The sequence below is a fragment of the Intestinimonas sp. RTP31139st1_F5_RTP31139_211217 genome (assembly GCF_040226735.1).
Lineage (GTDB): Bacteria > Bacillota > Clostridia > Oscillospirales > Oscillospiraceae > Intestinimonas > Intestinimonas butyriciproducens.
In genome coordinates, this window is sequence record NZ_JBCOAQ010000002.1 from 179159 (window position 1) to 197066 (window position 17908).

Here is a 17908-nt window from a genome sequence, read left to right on the forward strand (position 1 = left end):
AGGTGCTTTAATGATGATGTCACGGCGGCAAGAATTTATAGCCCTTCCCATACACGGTTTGGATGAAGTCAGCGTTCAGTTTATGGCGCAGCTTGTAAATGATGCTGGAGATCCCCGTCCAGCTACTATCAAACGAATCAGGGGCGGCGAACTCATAGATCTCCCTTTGTGAAAATACCCGTCCGGGCCGCCGGGCAAGCAAATGAAATACATCGAACTCCATAGGGGTCAGCTCTATGAATTTGCCCTGCCAAAACACTTGACGGCACGCAGCGTCGATACATAAAGCCTTGTAGCGCAGAGGGGCAGAGGGAATATCCGTACACATGACCAGTTCTGTTGACTCTATGAAGGCCATGATTTTCTCTGCGGTTTCAAGATCATCTTCTTCGACTGATAATATGAACAGTTTTCCCACTACATCACCTCCGATAACCTCGACTGCCAGACCACTTTTACTTGTCCTGTAGCCCTGATTTAATTTTTTGAAAACTGTCATCGCTGATTGCGTGCTCCATGCGGCAGGCATCCTGCTCGGCGGCCTTTGGCTCTACACCTGCATCCACCAGCAGACGGGTGAAAAAGCAGTGCTTCTCATAAGTTTTTTCGGCAACCTCTCGGCCCAAATCTGTCAGGTGCAGGAAAGAGTCTTCGTCCATGGTGAGAAACCCACCCTCTTTCAAGGTGGCTACCGCATGACACACGCTGGGTTTCGATACTTCAAGGTGCCGAGCCACATCTACGGAGCGCACCATGCCTTTCTTCCTCTTTAAGACAAGGATTGCTTCCAGATAATCTTCGCCAGATGCGTGTAATTGTTTCATGGGGAGCTCCTCTCCATCAAGACAGGCTCCAACCGGCAGAGTTCATACGGATACGGACGAAATCCTGATAAATACCGGGTTGTTCCATCAATTCCTCATGGGTGCCATGCTGCGAGATCCGTCCGTCGCTGATGACCAAAATCTGGTCGGCGTTCCGGATGGTATTCAAACGGTGGGCAATGACCAGCAGGGTCTTACCCTTTACCAGTTCGGAGATAGCCTCCTGAATATAGCTCTCATTGTCAGTGTCCACGCTGGCGGTCGCCTCGTCCAAAATTACAATGGGAGCGTCTTTCAAAATACAGCGGGCGATAGAAATGCGCTGTTTCTCACCGCCGGAGAGGGTTGCGCCGCCCTCTCCCACCACAGTCTGAAATCCATCGGGCAGAGCCATGATGAAATCGTAGCAGCGGGCTTTCCTCGCCGCCTCATAGACCTCATCCTCGGTGGCGTCTGGCTTGCCCATACTGATGTTGTTATAGATTGTGTCCTGAAAGAGATACACGCGTTGAAAGACCATGCTGATGTGGTCCATCAGCTCCGCAAGGGGGACTTGTCGGGTGTCCACGCCCCGGATGGCAACACTGCCGCTTTTCACATCCCACAGCCGGGCCAGCAGATTGGCGATGGTGGACTTCCCGCCGCCGGAGGGCCCCACAAGAGCGGTCATGCTATTTGGGCGCATAGAGAAGCTGATGTGGTGCAGCACCTCCTTGTCCTGGTAGGCAAAGGCCACATCATGAAACCGCACTTCCGGCTGTCCGGGCTGTGTCTGGGGCGGGATATGCTGTCTTCCTGTGTCCGGGAGCTCCGGCTCCTCCAATACAGCCTCAATGCGGTCCAGGGCAGCGTTCATCACGGTCAGACGGGACGCCTCGCCATAGAGCGCCTTGAGCGGCCCGAACAGGTCAAAGACGAACAGGAGGACGCCCAGCACATAGGCCAGAGAAAGAATGCCGCTCCGCTCCAGAAAGACCGACAGGCCAAAAATCGCGGCTATCCCGATTCCATAAAGGACATTCAGCCCCATGGTCCACGGGGTCATCTTCCGTTCAAAGGCGAGGGATGTATTTCTGGACCGCTTGAAATTGCCGGTCAGTTCTTCCGACTTCTCACCCAGCAGGTTATAGCTCTTGATGACTCCGATGCCCTCCACAAAGGACAGCACCGCGTCCGTCAGCCGTTCGCTCTGCTCCTGACGGCCAGCGGCTTCCCGCAGGGAAACCTTGTTCATCCCTCTGGAAACCAGCCACGCCAGGATGGTCACAAGGGCCGCGATCAAGCCCAGCTGCCAATTCAGATAGAACATGAACGCCAGCAGGACCAGGGATGAGAGCAGATAGCTCATCATGTTGCCCAGCGTGCTCATGGCGACTTCTTCAATAAACACCATGTCGGTGCTGAGGACAGAACTGATTTTGCCGATATTGCCGGAGGTGAAGTAGCCCATGGGCAGTTTCCGCAGGTGTCCGCCCAGCTCCATGCGCTTCTCGGCAAACATCAGGTAGCCCGCCGCACTCTGGAGGCTGTCGCTGAGATAGTGGACCAGCATCTGCACCAGCACGGCCGCCGCGAGGCCAAGGCCCACATAGAGGCAGGTCTGTCCGGTCAATGTTCCGGCGGCAAAGCCGCTCAACACCACAAAGGCCAGGAAGATCGGCATTTTAGACAGGATCGACTCCACAAACGCGCAGGCAAAAGCGCCCTGAATACGCCCTTTATATGGACCGGCAAGTTTCAAAATCCTTGAAAACAGTGCAAACATTTAGTTTCCCTCCTTTGCGGTATGTATGTTCCATTCGGCGCTGTCCTGGGCCGCCTTCCACAGCTTTTGATATTCCGGGCAGGACTGGATCAGATCCTGATGCTTTCCTGCCGCAACCAGTTTGCCGTGGTCTACGACGCAAATTTGATCGGCGTTCATAATCGCGGGCAGCTTATGGGCGATGACCACCAGAGTCTTGCCCTTCACCAGCTCCGCAATCGCCGCCTCCATCTTTTCCTCGTTCTCGGGATCGGCGTAGGCGGTGGCCTCGTCAAGCACCACAATAGGGGCGTCCTTCAGGATGGCACGGGCCAGAGATATGCGCTGGCGCTGACCGCCGGAGAGCATCTTACCCGCATCGCCCGCCATGGAGTGAATTCCTTGGGGCAGCTTCTCCAGAAACTCCATGCACTGGGCCTTGCGCGCTGCCTCCAAGACCTCCTCATCGGTAGCGTTCAACCGTCCAATGCGGATATTCTCCAGCAGAGAGGTGTTGAACAGGTATTGATCCTGCGCCACATAGGAAATACGGCTGTTCAGGGCTTCCAGACTCATGTCGCACAGCTTCTGCCCGCCGATAGAGATGCTGCCTTTCTGCGGGTCATAGTAGTGGATCAGCAGTTTTGCCAGAGTGCTCTTGCCCGAGCCGGACTCTCCCACCAGGGCCGTTTTCTGTCCGGCCTTGGCCGTAAAGCTGATGTCGTGGAGTACCTCATCCTCCACCACCATGGGCTTTCCGTCCGGGCCGGGCTGTGTCTTGGTGTAGCCAAAGGAAACATGGTCATAAACGATGGTATCGTCCTTGCCGTGGAAGCTGTCCGGCGTCTGCTGAAGCTCCGGCGCATCCAAAACCTGCTCCAGCGCAGAAATTTTGTAGTTGAGCTGGGGCATGGTGGGCAGGAAACCCAGGGATTTGAGGAGCGGCATCCCGATGCTCAGGGAGAGGCACAGCACCAAAATCAGGTCCGGCAGAGCTGACCAGCCGGAGAGGACAAACCACGCCCCCAGCGGCAGGGTCAAAATCACAGTGCAGGGCAGGAGGCTGCTATAAATTGCCATCCAGGGCCATGCCGCCTTGTACCAGGCCAGAGTATAATCCCGGTAATCCGAAACATCCTTGCGAAACCGCTCATAGGAGTCCGCGTCCTTGTTGAATACCTTGACAACCTCCATGCCGTTGATGTACTCAATGATAGTGTTGTTCATCTTCTGGCCGGCCATATAGTAGGGCCCCATTTTCTTCATGCCAACCGAGTACATGGTCATCATGGCGATCAGGCTGATAGGGATGGAGGCCAGGGACAGCAGCGCCAGCTTCCAGTCCACGAAAAACATAGCCACATAGACCGCGATGGGGACCATCAGGTTTGCGATCCCCTCCGGCATGGAGTGGGCCAGCAGGACCTCCAGACTGTCCACATCATCGACAAACAGCTTTTTGACTGTGCCGGTGCCCTTGTCTTGGATCACGCCCAGAGGCAGCTTCTCAAACCGCTTTTGCAGGGCGGTCCGCAGCCGGAGCAGCGTGTCATAGGCGGCCTTGTGCGAAAGATTGAGCCCCCAGCCATAGAGAACAGCCTGCAAGACCAGGCACACCAGCACCAAAGCCACCCGCAGGATGAGAAATGAAGCGTCAAGTTCCGCTCCCATCACCAGCGGAGCAATCACTTGGTAGGCCAGCACAAAGGGCAGGACGCCCATCAAAACGCTGACCAGCACCACCACTGTGGCCGCGTAGAGGCCCTTTTTATGCGGCCCTGCGTATTCAAATACCTTTTGAAACATGATTTCAACCTCCCATCAATGAAAATACTGTTCCGACAGAGCTTTCAATATCTCCGGTGTGAGCCGGTGGTTTTGAATAGCCCCCTGGTCATCCAGCTGGACCACCTCCGTACAGGTCCGGACGATAAACTCGAAGTCGTGGGAAACCACAAACACGATCACGCCGGAAGCGGACAACTGCTCAATCAGCCGGCTGACCCGCACCATGGAGTCATAGTCCAGGCCGCTGGTGGGCTCGTCAAAATAGATCACCGGGCTGTCCTTGACGATGGCCGCGCCAATGGTGACCCGCTGCTTCTGCCCGCCGGAGAGGGCCGCCGGGTGCTGCTCCCGGTATTCGGACAGCTCCAGCGCCTCCAGCGCGGCGTCCACCTTCTCTTTGCAGTTCTCCCGAATCCCCAGGGAGAGTTCTTCCTCCACACTGCTGGCAAAGAGCTGGTAATCCGTGTCCTGCATGACCAGATAGGACAGCGCCCGGCGCTGGCGTGGAGTGAGCTTCCTGCCGTCAAAGGTGATCTCGCCGTTCCGCTGCTTCAAGAGGCCGGTCAGGATGGACAAGAGGGTGGTCTTGCCCGCTCCATTATGGCCCAGGATGCCGATCACATCCCCAGCGTGGGCTTCAAAGCTGACATTCCGAAAGACCTCCTGCTCTTTCGGATAAGCAAAGGAAAGACCCTGCACACTCAGCAGGTGTTTCCCCATGGGGCGGCGTTCTTTCTCCTGATCATGCTCTGCATCCCGCTCCGGATATGCAGTCCGCAGCCCATAGGATATGCGCGTTTCCTCCGGTAAGGAACAGAACTGCTCCCTTGTAAATTCCTGTTCGATTTTCCCGTTTTGTATGAGAAATACCCGGTCGATTAAATCACGCAGATAGTAAAAGCGGTGCTCCACCACAAAGATGGTGTATCCGTCCCGCTTCAATTTTCCCATAATCTCCGCAAGCCGTTTGGTGGCCGCGTAGTCCAGATTTGCGGAGGGCTCGTCGAAGATATAGACCCTCGGTGAAAGCGCATAGACCGAGCCCACGGCGATCTGCTGCTTCTCTCCGCTGGACAGGGCAAAGATACTCCGGTTTAGGTAGTCCGCCAGTTCCAGATCCTTTGCGGCTTTTGCGATGCGGTCAATGGTTTCCTCACGGGGGAGGCCCATATTTTCACAGCCAAAGGCCAGTTCCCGCGTAGTGTCCGTCATGAAGAACTGGGAGCGCGGGTCCTGAAATACCGTCCCCACCTGCCCGGCCAGCTGTGCGGGCTTCATTTCCAGCAGGGAGCGCCCATCCATCACAAGGTCGCCCTGTATCTCACCGGGATAAAAGTGCGGGATCAGGCCGTTGAGTGAGCGGATCAGCGTGGTCTTGCCACAGCCGCTTCGCCCGGTCAGGAGGATAAATTCGCCGGTCTGCACCGTCATATCAATGCCACGGAGGGTAAAGTCCTTGCTCTCTTCATAGCGAAAGCTGAAATTCTGAAACGAGATCATGTCACACCCTCCACAAGATGATTTCCCCGATTCGGGTCTGGTCCAGGAACAGCAGCGCCGCCAGAAAGAGGACGCCCAGCAGGGACACCAGAATCTCCGGCCAGGAGAAGCGAATGGGGCGCAGGGCGTACCGTTTGCACTCCAGTTCCAGCCCCCGGGTGGTACCGGAGGCAGCCAACTCGTCCGTGACCTTCAGACACCGCATCAGCAGGGGAATTAAAATATACTCGATGGTGGCAAGAGGATGAGATACCCGTTTCCACCAGGTATCGCTGATCCCCCGGATGTCCATGGTGCTGCGGATCTGCCGGTATTCAATCCGCAGGGTGGGAATATAGCGGAACATGACCACCAACGGGATCGTCACCGCCTGGGGAAGCCGCATCCGCTGGAGCGCCACCATCAGGTCGTCCATATAGGTGGTCCGCAAAATCCAAAGGCCCATCATCACAATGGGGATCAGCTTCAAAAGCGTCACGCCGAACACGCTCATAATCACACTCAGTACCGGCACCTGCACATAGCGGAGCAGGGCGTTGAGATAGGCAACGATGATGTAGACCACAATCATCTTCAAGGCCCACTTTCCGCCGTTCCCCACGGCAATAAACAGGCCATACACCAGCATGAGCGCAAGGCTGACCACCTCCCCGGCCAAAAAGTAACTGACAAACCCGATACAGACCAAAAGTAAAATCTTGCAGCGGGGATCTAACAGTGCTGACCCATGAAGGGGCTGCTGTTCAATGATTTGTTTGATTTGTGATTCTTCCATTCCAATGCCTCCCTATCCAAATCAAAGCGCGGGGCTGAAAATGGCCCCGCGCCCTGAGATCAGGCAGCCCGCTTGCCTGCGTTCGTCTGATTGACTGCCGAGGGGCTGTGCCTTGTTATTTGACTGAAACGAGCCCGGCTTTTATAAAGTGCTTCTTCAAAGCCTTCTGCCCAATCACGGCGCCGATCAGGCCACCCACCAAACCGGCCGCAACGATGACCACCAGCATGGGGACGGAGGTGATATTCAGCATCCCGTCTATGTACTCCTGGGCAATGTTGTTCTTCTCCATGGCGCCCACAAAGGCACTCTGGAGGAACTTGATGGGGCAGATGGCGCTGAAGGCAAAAATGGCGCTGAACAGGGCGTAGGCCACGGTCATGGACTTCATGGTGATTTCTTTCCGGCCCATGACCAGGAAATCGCAGATCACACCGCCAATGACCAAGCCGATGGGGATAAACCAGAAAGCGCCCACCAGCAGGAACAGGATAGCCTGGATTGCGGAGCAGATGGTGAAAACGCCCTTTTTCGGTACCTTTGCCAGTAAGAGCATCATCACGATGCCATTGGGGATCGCGACAACGGATGGATAGAACACATTGGTCACTGGGCCGGCCACACTCATAATGGTGCTGATAATCATGCAGATGATCCACATGAGGGCGGTCAGGACGCCAATCAGGATAAAATCTTTCGCATTCAACTTCTGTTTCATGCTTTGCCTCCTCTAAACAACAATATGCGTTGAGGTTAGCACTTACTAACCTCAACGCATATTGTATCAGTTATGCCTTTCTAATTCGACCCAAAACCTGCCCATTTTCACCCAAAAGCAGTTAAAGGTCACTGCTTTGTGTGGTTGAAGCGTGTCTCCCTGTAATGTTTGGGTGCAACACCGTATTTTTTCTTGAAGGCCGCCGCAAAGTTGCTCGGTTTTCCATACCCTACAATCGCAGCGACCTCCCCCACATTCCAGTCTCCGTCTAACAGCAGTTGCGCCGCCTGTGTCAATCGCTGCTCAATAACATATTGATGGATCGGCATACCGTAGAAGGAAGAGAATCCCCGTGTCAGCTTGGTCAGACTCAGATGTACCTGTTGAGACAGTTCTTCACAAGAGGGGGCAAAGGCGAGCTGGCTGTCGATGATCCGTTTCGCTTCCATGATGGCAGTCCGCTCCGTCCGGGACATGGAAATATTTTTGCCCATCAGAATGTCCAATTCCAAAACTTCTCCCAGATAGATGGACAGCAGCTCCAACAGTTTGCCGTCCAAATAGAGATAGCCCAGCCCCCCGCGGTATTGAGAAAATTTGCTTGTTTCCGACAGTATTTGCTCCATAATTGGTGTGACAGAGACTTTGGCAATACCATTCAGGAGCTTCTTTTCATAGACTGTAATTTCCTGTCCGTCAAAGTAATCAGCAAGGAGTTGTGAAAAGTAGGGAATTGGGATTTTAATGCTTTTGAATGAGAAGTTACTGTCTTTTTTGTAGCAGATGTATTCTGTGCCATCATGTCCAGCATAGATACAAGACTCATTTTTCTGTATAGTAATAGAACGATTCTCATTCATTATCCCCCATGAAATTCCATCATTCAGGCAGAAAATGATTTGCATATATTCTCCACTAACAGGACCCTGCACATTCATATCGGATTGATAGCACATTTTCCAGTCTGAGAGGATAACGCCGTGCTTGATTTTTGTTTGAGAAATTTGGCCTTGCCCGACTTCTGAAGGAATGTCCATAGTGATTGTCTGAGGGGTATTGGTTATCAAATCGTTATAAAGATTGGTAAGATATAGACTGCTATGTGACATAACCCACCTCTTTCTAACTCGTCCAAGTTAGCTATCGCTAATCAGATGATACCCGATTTTTCCTCGACAGTCAAGGTGGCTTCGTATTACCAAAACCGCACACCTTTTTAGTTTTTTGGAGAACAGTAACATATTTTGCCTAATCCGTATGCCTCTCTCTGTAATGATCTACTATGTTTATAATTCCTGTGTCTGGATGAATCAACACTATTGACAAGTTTCTTTTTTCAGCGATCCCTATCGCTGTCTCCACTCCGCTGTAATGTTTCGGATCATTATCATAAACAGCTACAACATAGTCGGCCTGCCCCATCATATATTCCGTGCGTTTTTTATACCCTTCGGCTCCTGGGTGTTCTGATCCCATCAGCACCTTGGCACAGCCCTCTCGGAGTTTTCGCTGCCGTGCCTGGCTCTTTGGGTCCCATCGGACATCATGGCCGGAGAAGGGGCAGACCATCACAACATCCAATTCCCGATATTCTACCTGGCGCTGCATATCCAACAGGATTTCGCCTGCCCACATGTCTACTCCCAGAGCGCCCCCAACGAAAAAGCAGCGCACACCGCGCTGGTAAAGTGACACAAATACATCATGCATCCGCTTTTTTATGCGCTTGCATGAGGTCATATATTCATTGTATTTGAATTTGAAGCGGGTAGGGTGTTGACCAATCACCGCACACGAACATATTTTCACTTGTTTTTCCTCCAAATTTTTCATCTTACGATCATTATATATGCTATGGTTGATTAAACTCAACCATAGTCGCTTAATTTTTCATGCTATAGTGGATAAAATGTAACTATAGTATGGAGGATTGCGAATGAGTGAGCTTTTGAAAGAAATGGGCCAGCGGATTCTGGAGCGAAGAAAACAATTAAATATGACACAGGAGACTTTGGCAAATTTGACGCATCTCACATCGCAAACCATCTCGTATGCGGAAATGGGGCAAAAAGCGATGCGCCCGGAAACCATGCTGAAGATCTGTGAAGCACTTGGCATCAGCGCAGACTATTTACTGCGTGGTAAAATTCTTGAAGCAGACACTTCGTTGCTCCAGCAGAAGATTTCCACATTGACACCCAGCCAATACCGCCACTTGGAACAGATTATCGATCACTTTATTGCTGCCATACAGGAAAAGGAAGAGGTATGAGAGTCGGCACAGCTTCGCTCCCATACCTCTTTTTTAGCCATTTCTACGGAAAGCCGCCATGGTGCTGGCGATCAGATTGCGGGTCATATCATCAACTTCGGATGCTCCCTCTGATGGCTCTGTCGTCTGTTCCTGCGGCGGCAGGGCTATTTTATTTTTCTTTGGAGGAGAGGATTCCCCGGTCGAAACTGCCTTATCCGAAGCCTGCTCATCCTGACGCATAATTTCTCGCACTATCGCTTCAATGGCCGCACGGTCAATGGCTGGCACTTTTAACGGCTGCGGATCGTCAGAAAAATGAGTGTTATAGTACACAAGCGCATTTGCAATATACTGGGCTTTACTGTGGGGCGGTTGTAGTTCCAGCAGTTCAACTGCGGCTCGCTGCACTGGGTCACCGATATTGAACCGCAGGGAGAAGCGCCCCCTTTCTTTTTTGGCCGTCATGATTGTCACCTGCCCACTGTTTCAAGCCGGTACAGGTATTCAAATCCAGCTGCATTGGCGTTGATGTTCGTGACGAACAGAGGCGTTCCCACCTTGCCGGAATCCTCGATCTGCCGGCGCAGCAGAATAGCGCCGCCGCCCACAAACACCACTTTGCAATAGCGCAAATCCAACATCCGCTCTCGTAAAGTGCTGAACAAGTCGTTGACAAACTCCTGCGCCAGTCGCTCCACAAGCTGTACGGCCTCGGCCGGGTACTGTGTCCGTCTGCCCATGAGGATGGCATCCACATCGCCCTCATCCAACAGCAAATCCAGCTCTGCATTTCCTCTGGACCTGATCTTATTGTATAACAGGATAACGCCGTTTTCCAGCGAATCGCAGGAAGCGAGGTCGGCTTTTCCGTTTTTCAACAACAGATAATCCGCTGTAAAGCCTCCAATATCCAATACGACTGCCTTTGGGTCATCCAGCAGGGCGTGCAGCATTGTGGCCGCAGCTGCGTATGCCTGGGGATAGCAGGCCACATCCTCAATGCTGATGGTGTAGTGTTTGTCTCCATACATAAACTCAACAAGCCCGCGGCCTTGAAAGTAGACGGTGAATTTCTCTGCTTGAGAGCCAAAATGTGCCGGGGGCAGACCAACAGCCAACTGGATGTGCTGCTGTTCTTTTTCACCAATTCCCCGGGCGGTTATCTCTTCTGCAATAGCAATCAGTGTAAGGACAAAAAATCGGTCATCCTCCGTCTTATCCTTGTGGAACGGAATACGCTCATTGGACAGTGTGTAATAAGTACCACAGTATTGCAGGCTCTGGCCGAACGGCCGGGTCAGGCTCTGCTGCAGTCCAGACACAAAGGGCTCGCCATGAACGGTTTTGATTTGTTTGTTGCCATGATCGACACCAATTAACATAGATAATTGCCTCCTTTTTTGCTTTATACATATCCTTTACGCCTGTATGACGCCTTTCTCAACAAAAAAGCAGGAAAGTTTTTATCTACAACGGTATCATCGAAAAATCAGGGGCGTGGAATAGTCGGCCTGCACCATAAAAAGCAGCATCGTCCTGATACATTCGAGGCGATGCTGCTTTTCTATCAAAACTGTTTAGCTTTCAACTTCCACATGGAGCTGGCTGGCGACTTCCTCTACCGACATACCATTTTTCATTGCCAGCTTCACAATCTCTTGAATTTTCTGCTTTTTCGTCTTACGGGGCTTTCGGGGAGCCTTGGGAGCAAGGATCTCCTGCTTTTTTGCCTCCAGAGATTTGATGCGTTCCTTTGCTGCGGTGATCTTCGCATCGTACTCTTCTACAACAGTTTTCTTTTTCTCCTCCAGCTCATTGATGGACTGATTTATCTTCGTGATTTTTTCATCCAGTTCATTCGCTCTCTCTTGCGGGGTACGGCGCTGACGCTTGTTCTCGGCTTCTGCCATTTTAAGATCACCTTTCCTTTGTGCATAAATAAGATGTGCGTATGGTAAAAGAGTACCACACAGCATATCAAAACACAAGAAGATGAGGTCGAAGTATAATAGAAAATTGAGACCAAAAGAGCATACGGCCGTCCGATTATGAAATACCGTAAAATGATTTCGCTTGATTTGACACGGGCCATGTCAGCCCCAAAAAGAAGGGCCGGGTAGAGGAATTTTCCTCCGCCCGGCCCTGTTACGAATTTACACGGATTCTGCCCTATGCTTTTGATAAGGGCAGACAAAGCACTTTTCAGTCATCCGTCTTAATCAGGATATAAAAACTGTCGCCGGCATCGCGGGCTTCTTCTCTGCGCCAGTCCTCTCTATAGGGAAGACTATAGAAGCCGCATATATAGCGAACATCATCGTTATTCACTCCCGTTTGGCCCAAAGAGCCGAAACAGTGGATCACACAATCTCCATCCTCATTTCGACGCTCCAGAAGCCTGAAGCGGCCAGCGAGTTTCCTGTGGACTTTGCTCCAATCCATTGTTAAACCTCCCATTGGCCGCGGTCGATAAGCACCGCTTTCTTTCCTGCCTTTTCCGGGATCGGAAGTTCAATGCGCATATTTGCGCCGTCACCTTCGACTTTCCCCTTCGGCAGAACATATCGCGCAAAACACTCCCACTGGGGTTGTCTATAACGGCCAGTCAGTCCGCAGAGCCCGCTGGCAGCCGACCACTGGTTGCACTCGCTGCACGGGAAGCAGACTTTCCTCTCGTCCTGGTATGCCTGTGTGGCCTTGTTGTCCGCCACCAGGCGCTCAAAACGCTGGATCAGTTCTTCCTCATCGGTGACGATATAGAAAAAGTTCCCATAATGCAGAAACCGTCCCGAAATTACCGTGCAGCCCTGATAAGCCTGACGCTCTTCTGACCGCTGCCACTCCGGCTTCCGATTTACAAAATTCCCGTACCACTCATAGATCGGGTCCAATGTGTACTGTTCAAACAGCGGATAAAGCCGCTCCAGCGTCTCTATTGGCTCCCATCCCCAGAAGCCGCCATTTATTTTAATGATCGTCATGGTATGTACCTCCCTGTTATAATTAGGTGTGGACGCTGTACTGGGCTTTCTGCAGGTTATCCGCACCATGCAGAATGATGCCGCCGCAGATTCCCGTGCCCCGGGGCGTGACCTCTTCAAAGAAGAAGCTGTACGGCGCACCGTCATCATAAATGAGGATCTTCTCCGCATCCCGCCACTGGAAATGGTGTTCCAGAGTTTTCCCCAGCTTGTGCCGCAGGAGCGGCCGCTGGGCGATTTGATGGAGATTCTGCCTGCTGTGAAATTCAAAGCGGCGAGTCACCTTCTCCGGCACGGAGAGCTGGCTCCAGTTCCATCCGGCCATATCCGTCCCGGCCTCCACACACTCGTGGAAGCGGCGGTAGGGCAGCCGCACCCACTCCTCGTAGCCGCGCAAACTGTCCGCGCCGGCGCTTTGCAGCCAGGAAAAGCGGATCACCAGCATCTCGCCGTCCAGTGCCCGTGTGAGCCGAAGGGCGGCATAGCAGCCGCAGTCAGCCACGATGATCTGACGCCCCGGCTCCCGCTCCAACTGCTCCAGCGTATCACGCAGGATTGCAAAGCGGTACGGGGATTTATGCCTCCGGGATATGGTGTGGAGATACAGCAGTTCTTCACTGCAGGATACTTTTACCAAAACACTGTCAAACATCATAAAGAAACCTCCTGTCATGCCGCATGGGCTCGGTCCAGTGCGGCCCGTTCTACCAAAAACGATTCTTGCTTATACTGTTCCTCTGCCAAAGTCACTGCAGCGCCTCCCAGAGAATCAAGATACTGGCGCCCATTTTTGGACTTTGAGATGTAGATATAGATTGGGGCGCTGACATACCGCCCACTGGGATAGCATCCGCGATACTGATTTGACAGCACCGCAACTGCGTCGAGTTCTTCCGCTTTCTGCGTTGCCAGTGCCACTACCATTTCTTTTGCCGCCGTCTCTTCACTTTTCTTCAATCCAGAGGTATAAATGTGTTCCAGAAACAGCACCAGCTTCTCACTGTATGCGTGACTGCCTGTGGGAACATCTTCTTTGGACAGATCAGCAAATTCAAAATTGAGCGTTGATGGCTGCTGGAAAGAGCCTTTCGTCAGCCGGAGACACGCCCGTGCTACTACGCTCTCGTCTTTGTAAACCAGAATGATTTTTTTGTTGCTATCGAATGCGGCCAAAAGGCAGTCCCTCTGGCTGCCCTGATAGCAGGATAAGCAGGTAAAGTGCGGAAGCTCGCCCATGCGGATTGTGTGGTAAAAATCATCCACCTCTTTCGCCATAAGGCCCAGTCTGGTCAAAGAGAGATTCTGTTTCCAGACATCTTCCCGCGCCTCTTGAATTGGGTAATGGATTTCCTGCTTTAAATCACCAGCAAAGTATTTCAGTTTATAGAACTGGCCCATCAGCTCTGCCTGTACAATACGCCGGAGCGCCTCGCAGTTTTTTTCACTTTCGTTCCTATACTGCAATTCGTTATACAGCGGGCGGACCATCGAGCTGCCGCCCCGGAGCAGGAAATTCACAATCCCCGGCTGATACTCGCGGACGAACTCCTCGGAAAATCCCATGTTTTCTTTCAGATAGGCCCAATTCTGATCGGTAACCAGTATTGAGCCGCACACCTGACTCCAGTTTGAAAAGCCTGTGATCTTGGAAGCGTTGCTGACCGCGAAAACCGCATCCGCCTCTGCCCGAAATTCCGGGATAAATGCCTGAATCTCCGGATAGTGCTGCAGCATAAGCATTGCAGTCTGCCGCGTCAGTCCCCGGATATGCCCGAAATCTTTCTCATACCAAGCTCCAAACGGCTTTTCCAGCAAGCATTGAGTTACCTGTTCCAGCGCCTCATCTCCGATATTCTGGCTGACAAGATCCCGCTTTATCAGCTGCCGGATCGTGAGCATCCTCTGGTCCACGGAGAGCGGGGAGAGTTTGGCGTACAGTCTTACATATACTTCCTCTTGGTGCCACAGCAGACGCAGTTCCTCAAAGGTATATTGCTGGCCCTCTTCCAAAAGTTCAAAGTAGCTGGTTGTCCGTTCAATAGAATCACTGTCCTTTAAGTTCTTAACCGTCAGTGAATTGAGATTACAGCGTTCGCAGAAGCCACTCACAAATAAGAGCGAATACCGCCCCAGCGAGAAAAATAGTTCGCTGTTCTGATTCACCAGATTCAAAAAATGCTTTTTCTTATGCTCCACCGCATAGATAAGGAGCTGGACTTGAAAATACTCTACTTGTTCAAAATTGATGTGAAGGCAGCCAGCGTAAAGGGCATTGAGATAACTCAGCCTGCTTTGCAGGATTTTCTGCCGCCGCTCTTTGCTGATGGGCAACAGCTGACTCAGCCACCATTCGACATCATATTGTCCGGCCCGGTTTTCCAGCCAGAGCGTCCAGAATTCCGATAAATCTTCCGCATCATACTCGAAGGCTTCCATCAGCCGGCGGAATTTTTCTACATCCGGCATTTGCAGCCATTTGAGATTTTTCAGACTGTCCGCATCCAGAAACAACTCCACTCCCCACACATAGTTCATCATCAGGATTTTCTGGAGGGGCAGATTCTGCTCCAACAGCTCTACAGCCTTCCGCTCATGGTCGTGCCAGTTGAATAGATAAGTGCCAAGAAACGGCAGACGCATCATTGAACGCTGATGTTCCGTCAGCGGAGAGATTTCCTGCCACTCCAGAACAGGGAAGGTATCCAGGTTGTCTGCGACGGCCTGCTCCTCTTCTTCATACCGCACCAGCGGCTGGTAGTGTTTCATGTACTCAAATTTCAGGGAAGGCTTGAGATCCAGCACCGCCGCCTCCAGCACCTGCTCCTTCGGATATTGGGACAAGTGCTCCTGATAGCTGCTTGCCGCATGGAGCATCGTCTGAATAACAGATACCGCTATTCCATGTGCGCACAGAGCCTGATATAATTCCGCAAATTCTGGAACTTGAATCAATTCCCTCTGGATTTGCGTGGCTTCTTCCTTGCGAATCTGCTCTTGCAGACCCATATCTTCGATTTTTTTACAGGTCTGATCCAGTATTTCTTCTGGAAATTCTCCAGTGAAACGCAGCTGCAGCCCATCGCGCCCCATTCGGGACAACAAAGATAAATGCTTTTCCGCATAGATCATGCCGCAAGACCTCCCATCATTGTTCTTGCCATATTCAAAATTTTCTGTTCGTCTCCTGGATTGTATCGTGCCAAATCACCGCACAACTTGAAAAATTGTTCTAATTCGTCCGCTGCAAATGCCGCCGCGCAGCCCGCAGGCTGTTCCCGTAGCTTTTCGTACACCATATCCAGGGCTTCTTTCACATCCCTGTCGTAATAGAAACTTTTTGTAAACTCTTTTAGAGAAGACATCGTACCGTCATAGGTCTGCTCCAACCGTTCGCATTTCTTCTGGTGCTCCTGCTCCCGGCGAAGGCGTTCCTCCCGTTCCGCTTTTTCAGCGTCGGCTTTTTGATCGGCTTCCAGCTCTTCCTTACTGTAGAATTTTTCCTTTAGATGGTCCGCACGGCCACCTGTGTACTTCCCGCTGGATAAAAGGCTTCGCAAAACGGACGCAAGCAGCCGCCTGTCGTATAGCCGCTGCACATCCGAATCTTGTAAAGCGCACCAGATAAACTCTTGATAGCATTTCGGCTCCATTTGGAAAAAAGAAGCCTCGATCCATTCAAAGAGCTGCCGATGCTGCTCTTCTGTCAGGAAAGAGCGTTTGATAAAAAACTCATAGTCTCTGCTGCTGTACCGATTACCCCTTACAAAAAGTTCATGAAAGAAAAACCGCTCCCCAAAAAACTTCTGGAGCTGCACTGGAGTGTATTTCTGCAGCAGACGCCGGACAAAACGGAAGCCCTGCCAGCTGGAGATATTCATGGCATATCCCAAGAGCAGTTTCATCGACTGCGCAGAGGGGCCGTCTTCCTGATGCTGTTCAAAAAACTGCCACAGCCGGATTTCTTTTCTCTCTACCAGCAGAGCAAAAGCTCTATCGGAGGAACGGTGCCATTCCTGGAAGCCATCACAGTAATCAGCGCCCGTTAATTCCCGGTATCTTGCCAGCCATTGAATAATTGGCGTTTTTCCACAAGAGCAGAGCATCTGATCTGTAAACAGTTCCCAGTAATCGCCTTGCGGCACTTCTTTTGCCAGAATATCGTACTGGGGGTCAAAGGCGTCAAAGCGATACGGGAATTCCTTTTTGACGGTTTTCAGCATCCAGATCATTGTCTGTGGTGCGGATGGTATGAGTTCTTTTTTAATCGCCTCCCAGAGATTTGGATACCCATTGTACTGGACAGCAAACCTTTCATAGCGGCCAAACAACCATCCAACATAGGCATAGAGCCCTTCCGACAGTCCATCCGGTTGGTTTAAGAGCATTTGGCAGCACGCCGATGCGATTTTTTCTGCGGTGGTCCCGTTCCAGGAGATCCTGTCCGGGATTCTGTCTGCCCACACACAAAGGGAATTGGTCAGTATAATTTCCTCACCGCTGTAGCCGGCATCTGTCAGGATTGAAAACTCCCGGCTGTCCGGTTTCATGTTCATTCTGAAAAACTTCGTCAGTGTTCGCAAAACAAGATCTGACTTTCCGCGATACGACTTGATATACGGAGCATAATGCTGGACCAGCCATTCCAGCACGCCGCAGTTTTCAGGCAGGGAAAGCGTGCGTTCTTTCCCCAGCAATCGGAGAAGCTGGCTGTGCATAGTGCGGTACCCTTCCTCCTGGTCATCGAACAGAGACAGGACAAACAAGGCATCCTCGGTCTTGGCATATTCTGTGGCAGCCAGTTCATCCAGCAGGGCGTGTCGGCGGGGCATATCTGTTTCCAACAGATAAAGAGCCCCTTGCAGGTACACATCTCCATTGGAAGTCCGCCGGATCATCTGGAGAAAACTGCCGCGCTGATTTCCAACAAACATATTGTCTGACTGAAGCGCACGGGTTTTCCCCAGTGCCAGCGCCAACGCACGAATAATGCGGACATCTTTTCCCAGCTTCTCTTCAAACCGTTCCAGGACCTCGCCGGGGTAACGGAGGTTATAGGCTTCAAAATAATTCTGTCCTTCTGCCTTTTGTTGCCAGATTTGCGTGTCCACAATATTTCGATAGATCTCCCAGGCTTTTTCTTCTTGAGAGGTGTGTACGACAAGATCTACAAACGCATAGTACAGTTCAAGATCAATGACCTGTTGATATACCTTGTAGGCTGGCAGAAATTCGTTATTCATCTTCGCTCCCTCCTCACTTTGATTCGCTCCATCTGCCTCCAGTAGAGTAATTCCACTCAATCGTTCCATCTTCATAACGGATAA

18 protein-coding genes are annotated in these 17908 nt (G+C 51.7%); 1 reads left to right on the forward strand and 17 read right to left on the reverse strand.

What is annotated here, in order from left to right; genetic code table 11:
* Positions 1-19 precede the first annotated feature (19 nt).
* From ABUA09_RS03185 to ABUA09_RS03225, 9 genes are all read right to left on the reverse strand, one after another.
* Positions 20-418, reverse strand: a complete 399-nt coding sequence (locus tag ABUA09_RS03185) for a winged helix-turn-helix domain-containing protein (protein ID WP_050001707.1) — start codon at positions 416-418, stop codon at positions 20-22.
* Positions 419-455: 37 nt separating this feature from the next.
* Positions 456-824 (reverse strand): metal-dependent transcriptional regulator, encoded by a 369-nt coding sequence (locus ABUA09_RS03190; RefSeq protein ID WP_044940864.1) that lies wholly within the window; start codon positions 822-824, stop codon positions 456-458.
* A 16-nt stretch (positions 825-840) separates the two neighbouring features.
* On the reverse strand, positions 841-2589 hold the full coding sequence (locus tag ABUA09_RS03195) for an ABC transporter ATP-binding protein (protein WP_044940862.1): 1749 nt from the start codon (positions 2587-2589) through the stop codon (positions 841-843).
* Entirely contained in the window at positions 2590-4374 is a 1785-nt protein-coding gene (locus ABUA09_RS03200; protein ID WP_044940859.1) for an ABC transporter ATP-binding protein, read from the reverse strand.
* A gap of 15 nt (positions 4375-4389) precedes the next feature.
* The gene (locus ABUA09_RS03205) at positions 4390-5856 is read right to left on the reverse strand and encodes an ABC transporter ATP-binding protein (RefSeq protein ID WP_044940857.1); all 1467 of its coding nucleotides are present in this window, start codon (positions 5854-5856) and stop codon (positions 4390-4392) included.
* A 1-nt stretch (position 5857) separates the two neighbouring features.
* Positions 5858-6631: an energy-coupling factor transporter transmembrane component T gene (locus tag ABUA09_RS03210; RefSeq protein ID WP_044940855.1), complete on the reverse strand. Its 774-nt coding sequence runs from the start codon at positions 6629-6631 to the stop codon at positions 5858-5860.
* Between the two features lie 115 nt (positions 6632-6746).
* The gene (locus ABUA09_RS03215; protein WP_044940852.1) at positions 6747-7349 is read right to left on the reverse strand and encodes an MptD family putative ECF transporter S component; all 603 of its coding nucleotides are present in this window, start codon (positions 7347-7349) and stop codon (positions 6747-6749) included.
* Positions 7350-7477: 128 nt separating this feature from the next.
* Complete coding sequence (locus ABUA09_RS03220; RefSeq protein ID WP_044940849.1) at positions 7478-8458, reverse strand: helix-turn-helix transcriptional regulator; 981 nt, start codon at positions 8456-8458, stop codon at positions 7478-7480.
* 139 nt (positions 8459-8597) lie between these two features.
* Positions 8598-9182, reverse strand: a complete 585-nt coding sequence (locus tag ABUA09_RS03225) for an SLOG family protein (RefSeq protein ID WP_044940846.1) — start codon at positions 9180-9182, stop codon at positions 8598-8600.
* A 103-nt stretch (positions 9183-9285) separates the two neighbouring features.
* Between ABUA09_RS03225 and ABUA09_RS03230 the strand changes: the two genes are divergently transcribed.
* Complete coding sequence (locus tag ABUA09_RS03230) at positions 9286-9621, forward strand: helix-turn-helix domain-containing protein (RefSeq protein WP_009257986.1); 336 nt, start codon at positions 9286-9288, stop codon at positions 9619-9621.
* Between the two features lie 33 nt (positions 9622-9654).
* On the opposite strand, the gene ABUA09_RS03235 is transcribed toward ABUA09_RS03230, so the two are convergent.
* The 8 genes from ABUA09_RS03235 to ABUA09_RS03270 form a co-directional block, all read right to left on the reverse strand.
* A complete protein-coding gene (locus tag ABUA09_RS03235) occupies positions 9655-10068 on the reverse strand; it encodes a hypothetical protein (RefSeq protein ID WP_009257985.1) in 414 nt (137 codons plus the stop codon).
* A gap of 5 nt (positions 10069-10073) precedes the next feature.
* Entirely contained in the window at positions 10074-10985 is a 912-nt protein-coding gene (locus tag ABUA09_RS03240) for a ParM/StbA family protein (RefSeq protein WP_044940840.1), read from the reverse strand.
* A 195-nt stretch (positions 10986-11180) separates the two neighbouring features.
* A complete protein-coding gene (locus tag ABUA09_RS03245) occupies positions 11181-11513 on the reverse strand; it encodes a hypothetical protein (protein WP_044940839.1) in 333 nt (110 codons plus the stop codon).
* 292 nt (positions 11514-11805) lie between these two features.
* Entirely contained in the window at positions 11806-12045 is a 240-nt protein-coding gene (locus ABUA09_RS03250) for a hypothetical protein (RefSeq protein WP_024729795.1), read from the reverse strand.
* Positions 12046-12047: 2 nt separating this feature from the next.
* The gene (locus tag ABUA09_RS03255) at positions 12048-12584 is read right to left on the reverse strand and encodes a hypothetical protein (RefSeq protein ID WP_044940837.1); all 537 of its coding nucleotides are present in this window, start codon (positions 12582-12584) and stop codon (positions 12048-12050) included.
* Positions 12585-12606: 22 nt separating this feature from the next.
* Complete coding sequence (locus ABUA09_RS03260; protein WP_050001706.1) at positions 12607-13239, reverse strand: hypothetical protein; 633 nt, start codon at positions 13237-13239, stop codon at positions 12607-12609.
* Positions 13240-13253: 14 nt separating this feature from the next.
* Positions 13254-15713, reverse strand: a complete 2460-nt coding sequence (locus ABUA09_RS03265; RefSeq protein WP_044940835.1) for a hypothetical protein — start codon at positions 15711-15713, stop codon at positions 13254-13256.
* On the reverse strand, positions 15710-17824 hold the full coding sequence (locus ABUA09_RS03270) for a hypothetical protein (protein ID WP_058722707.1): 2115 nt from the start codon (positions 17822-17824) through the stop codon (positions 15710-15712). Before ABUA09_RS03270 ends, ABUA09_RS03265 begins: the two co-directional genes overlap by 4 nt.
* Positions 17825-17908: the final 84 nt, after the last annotated feature.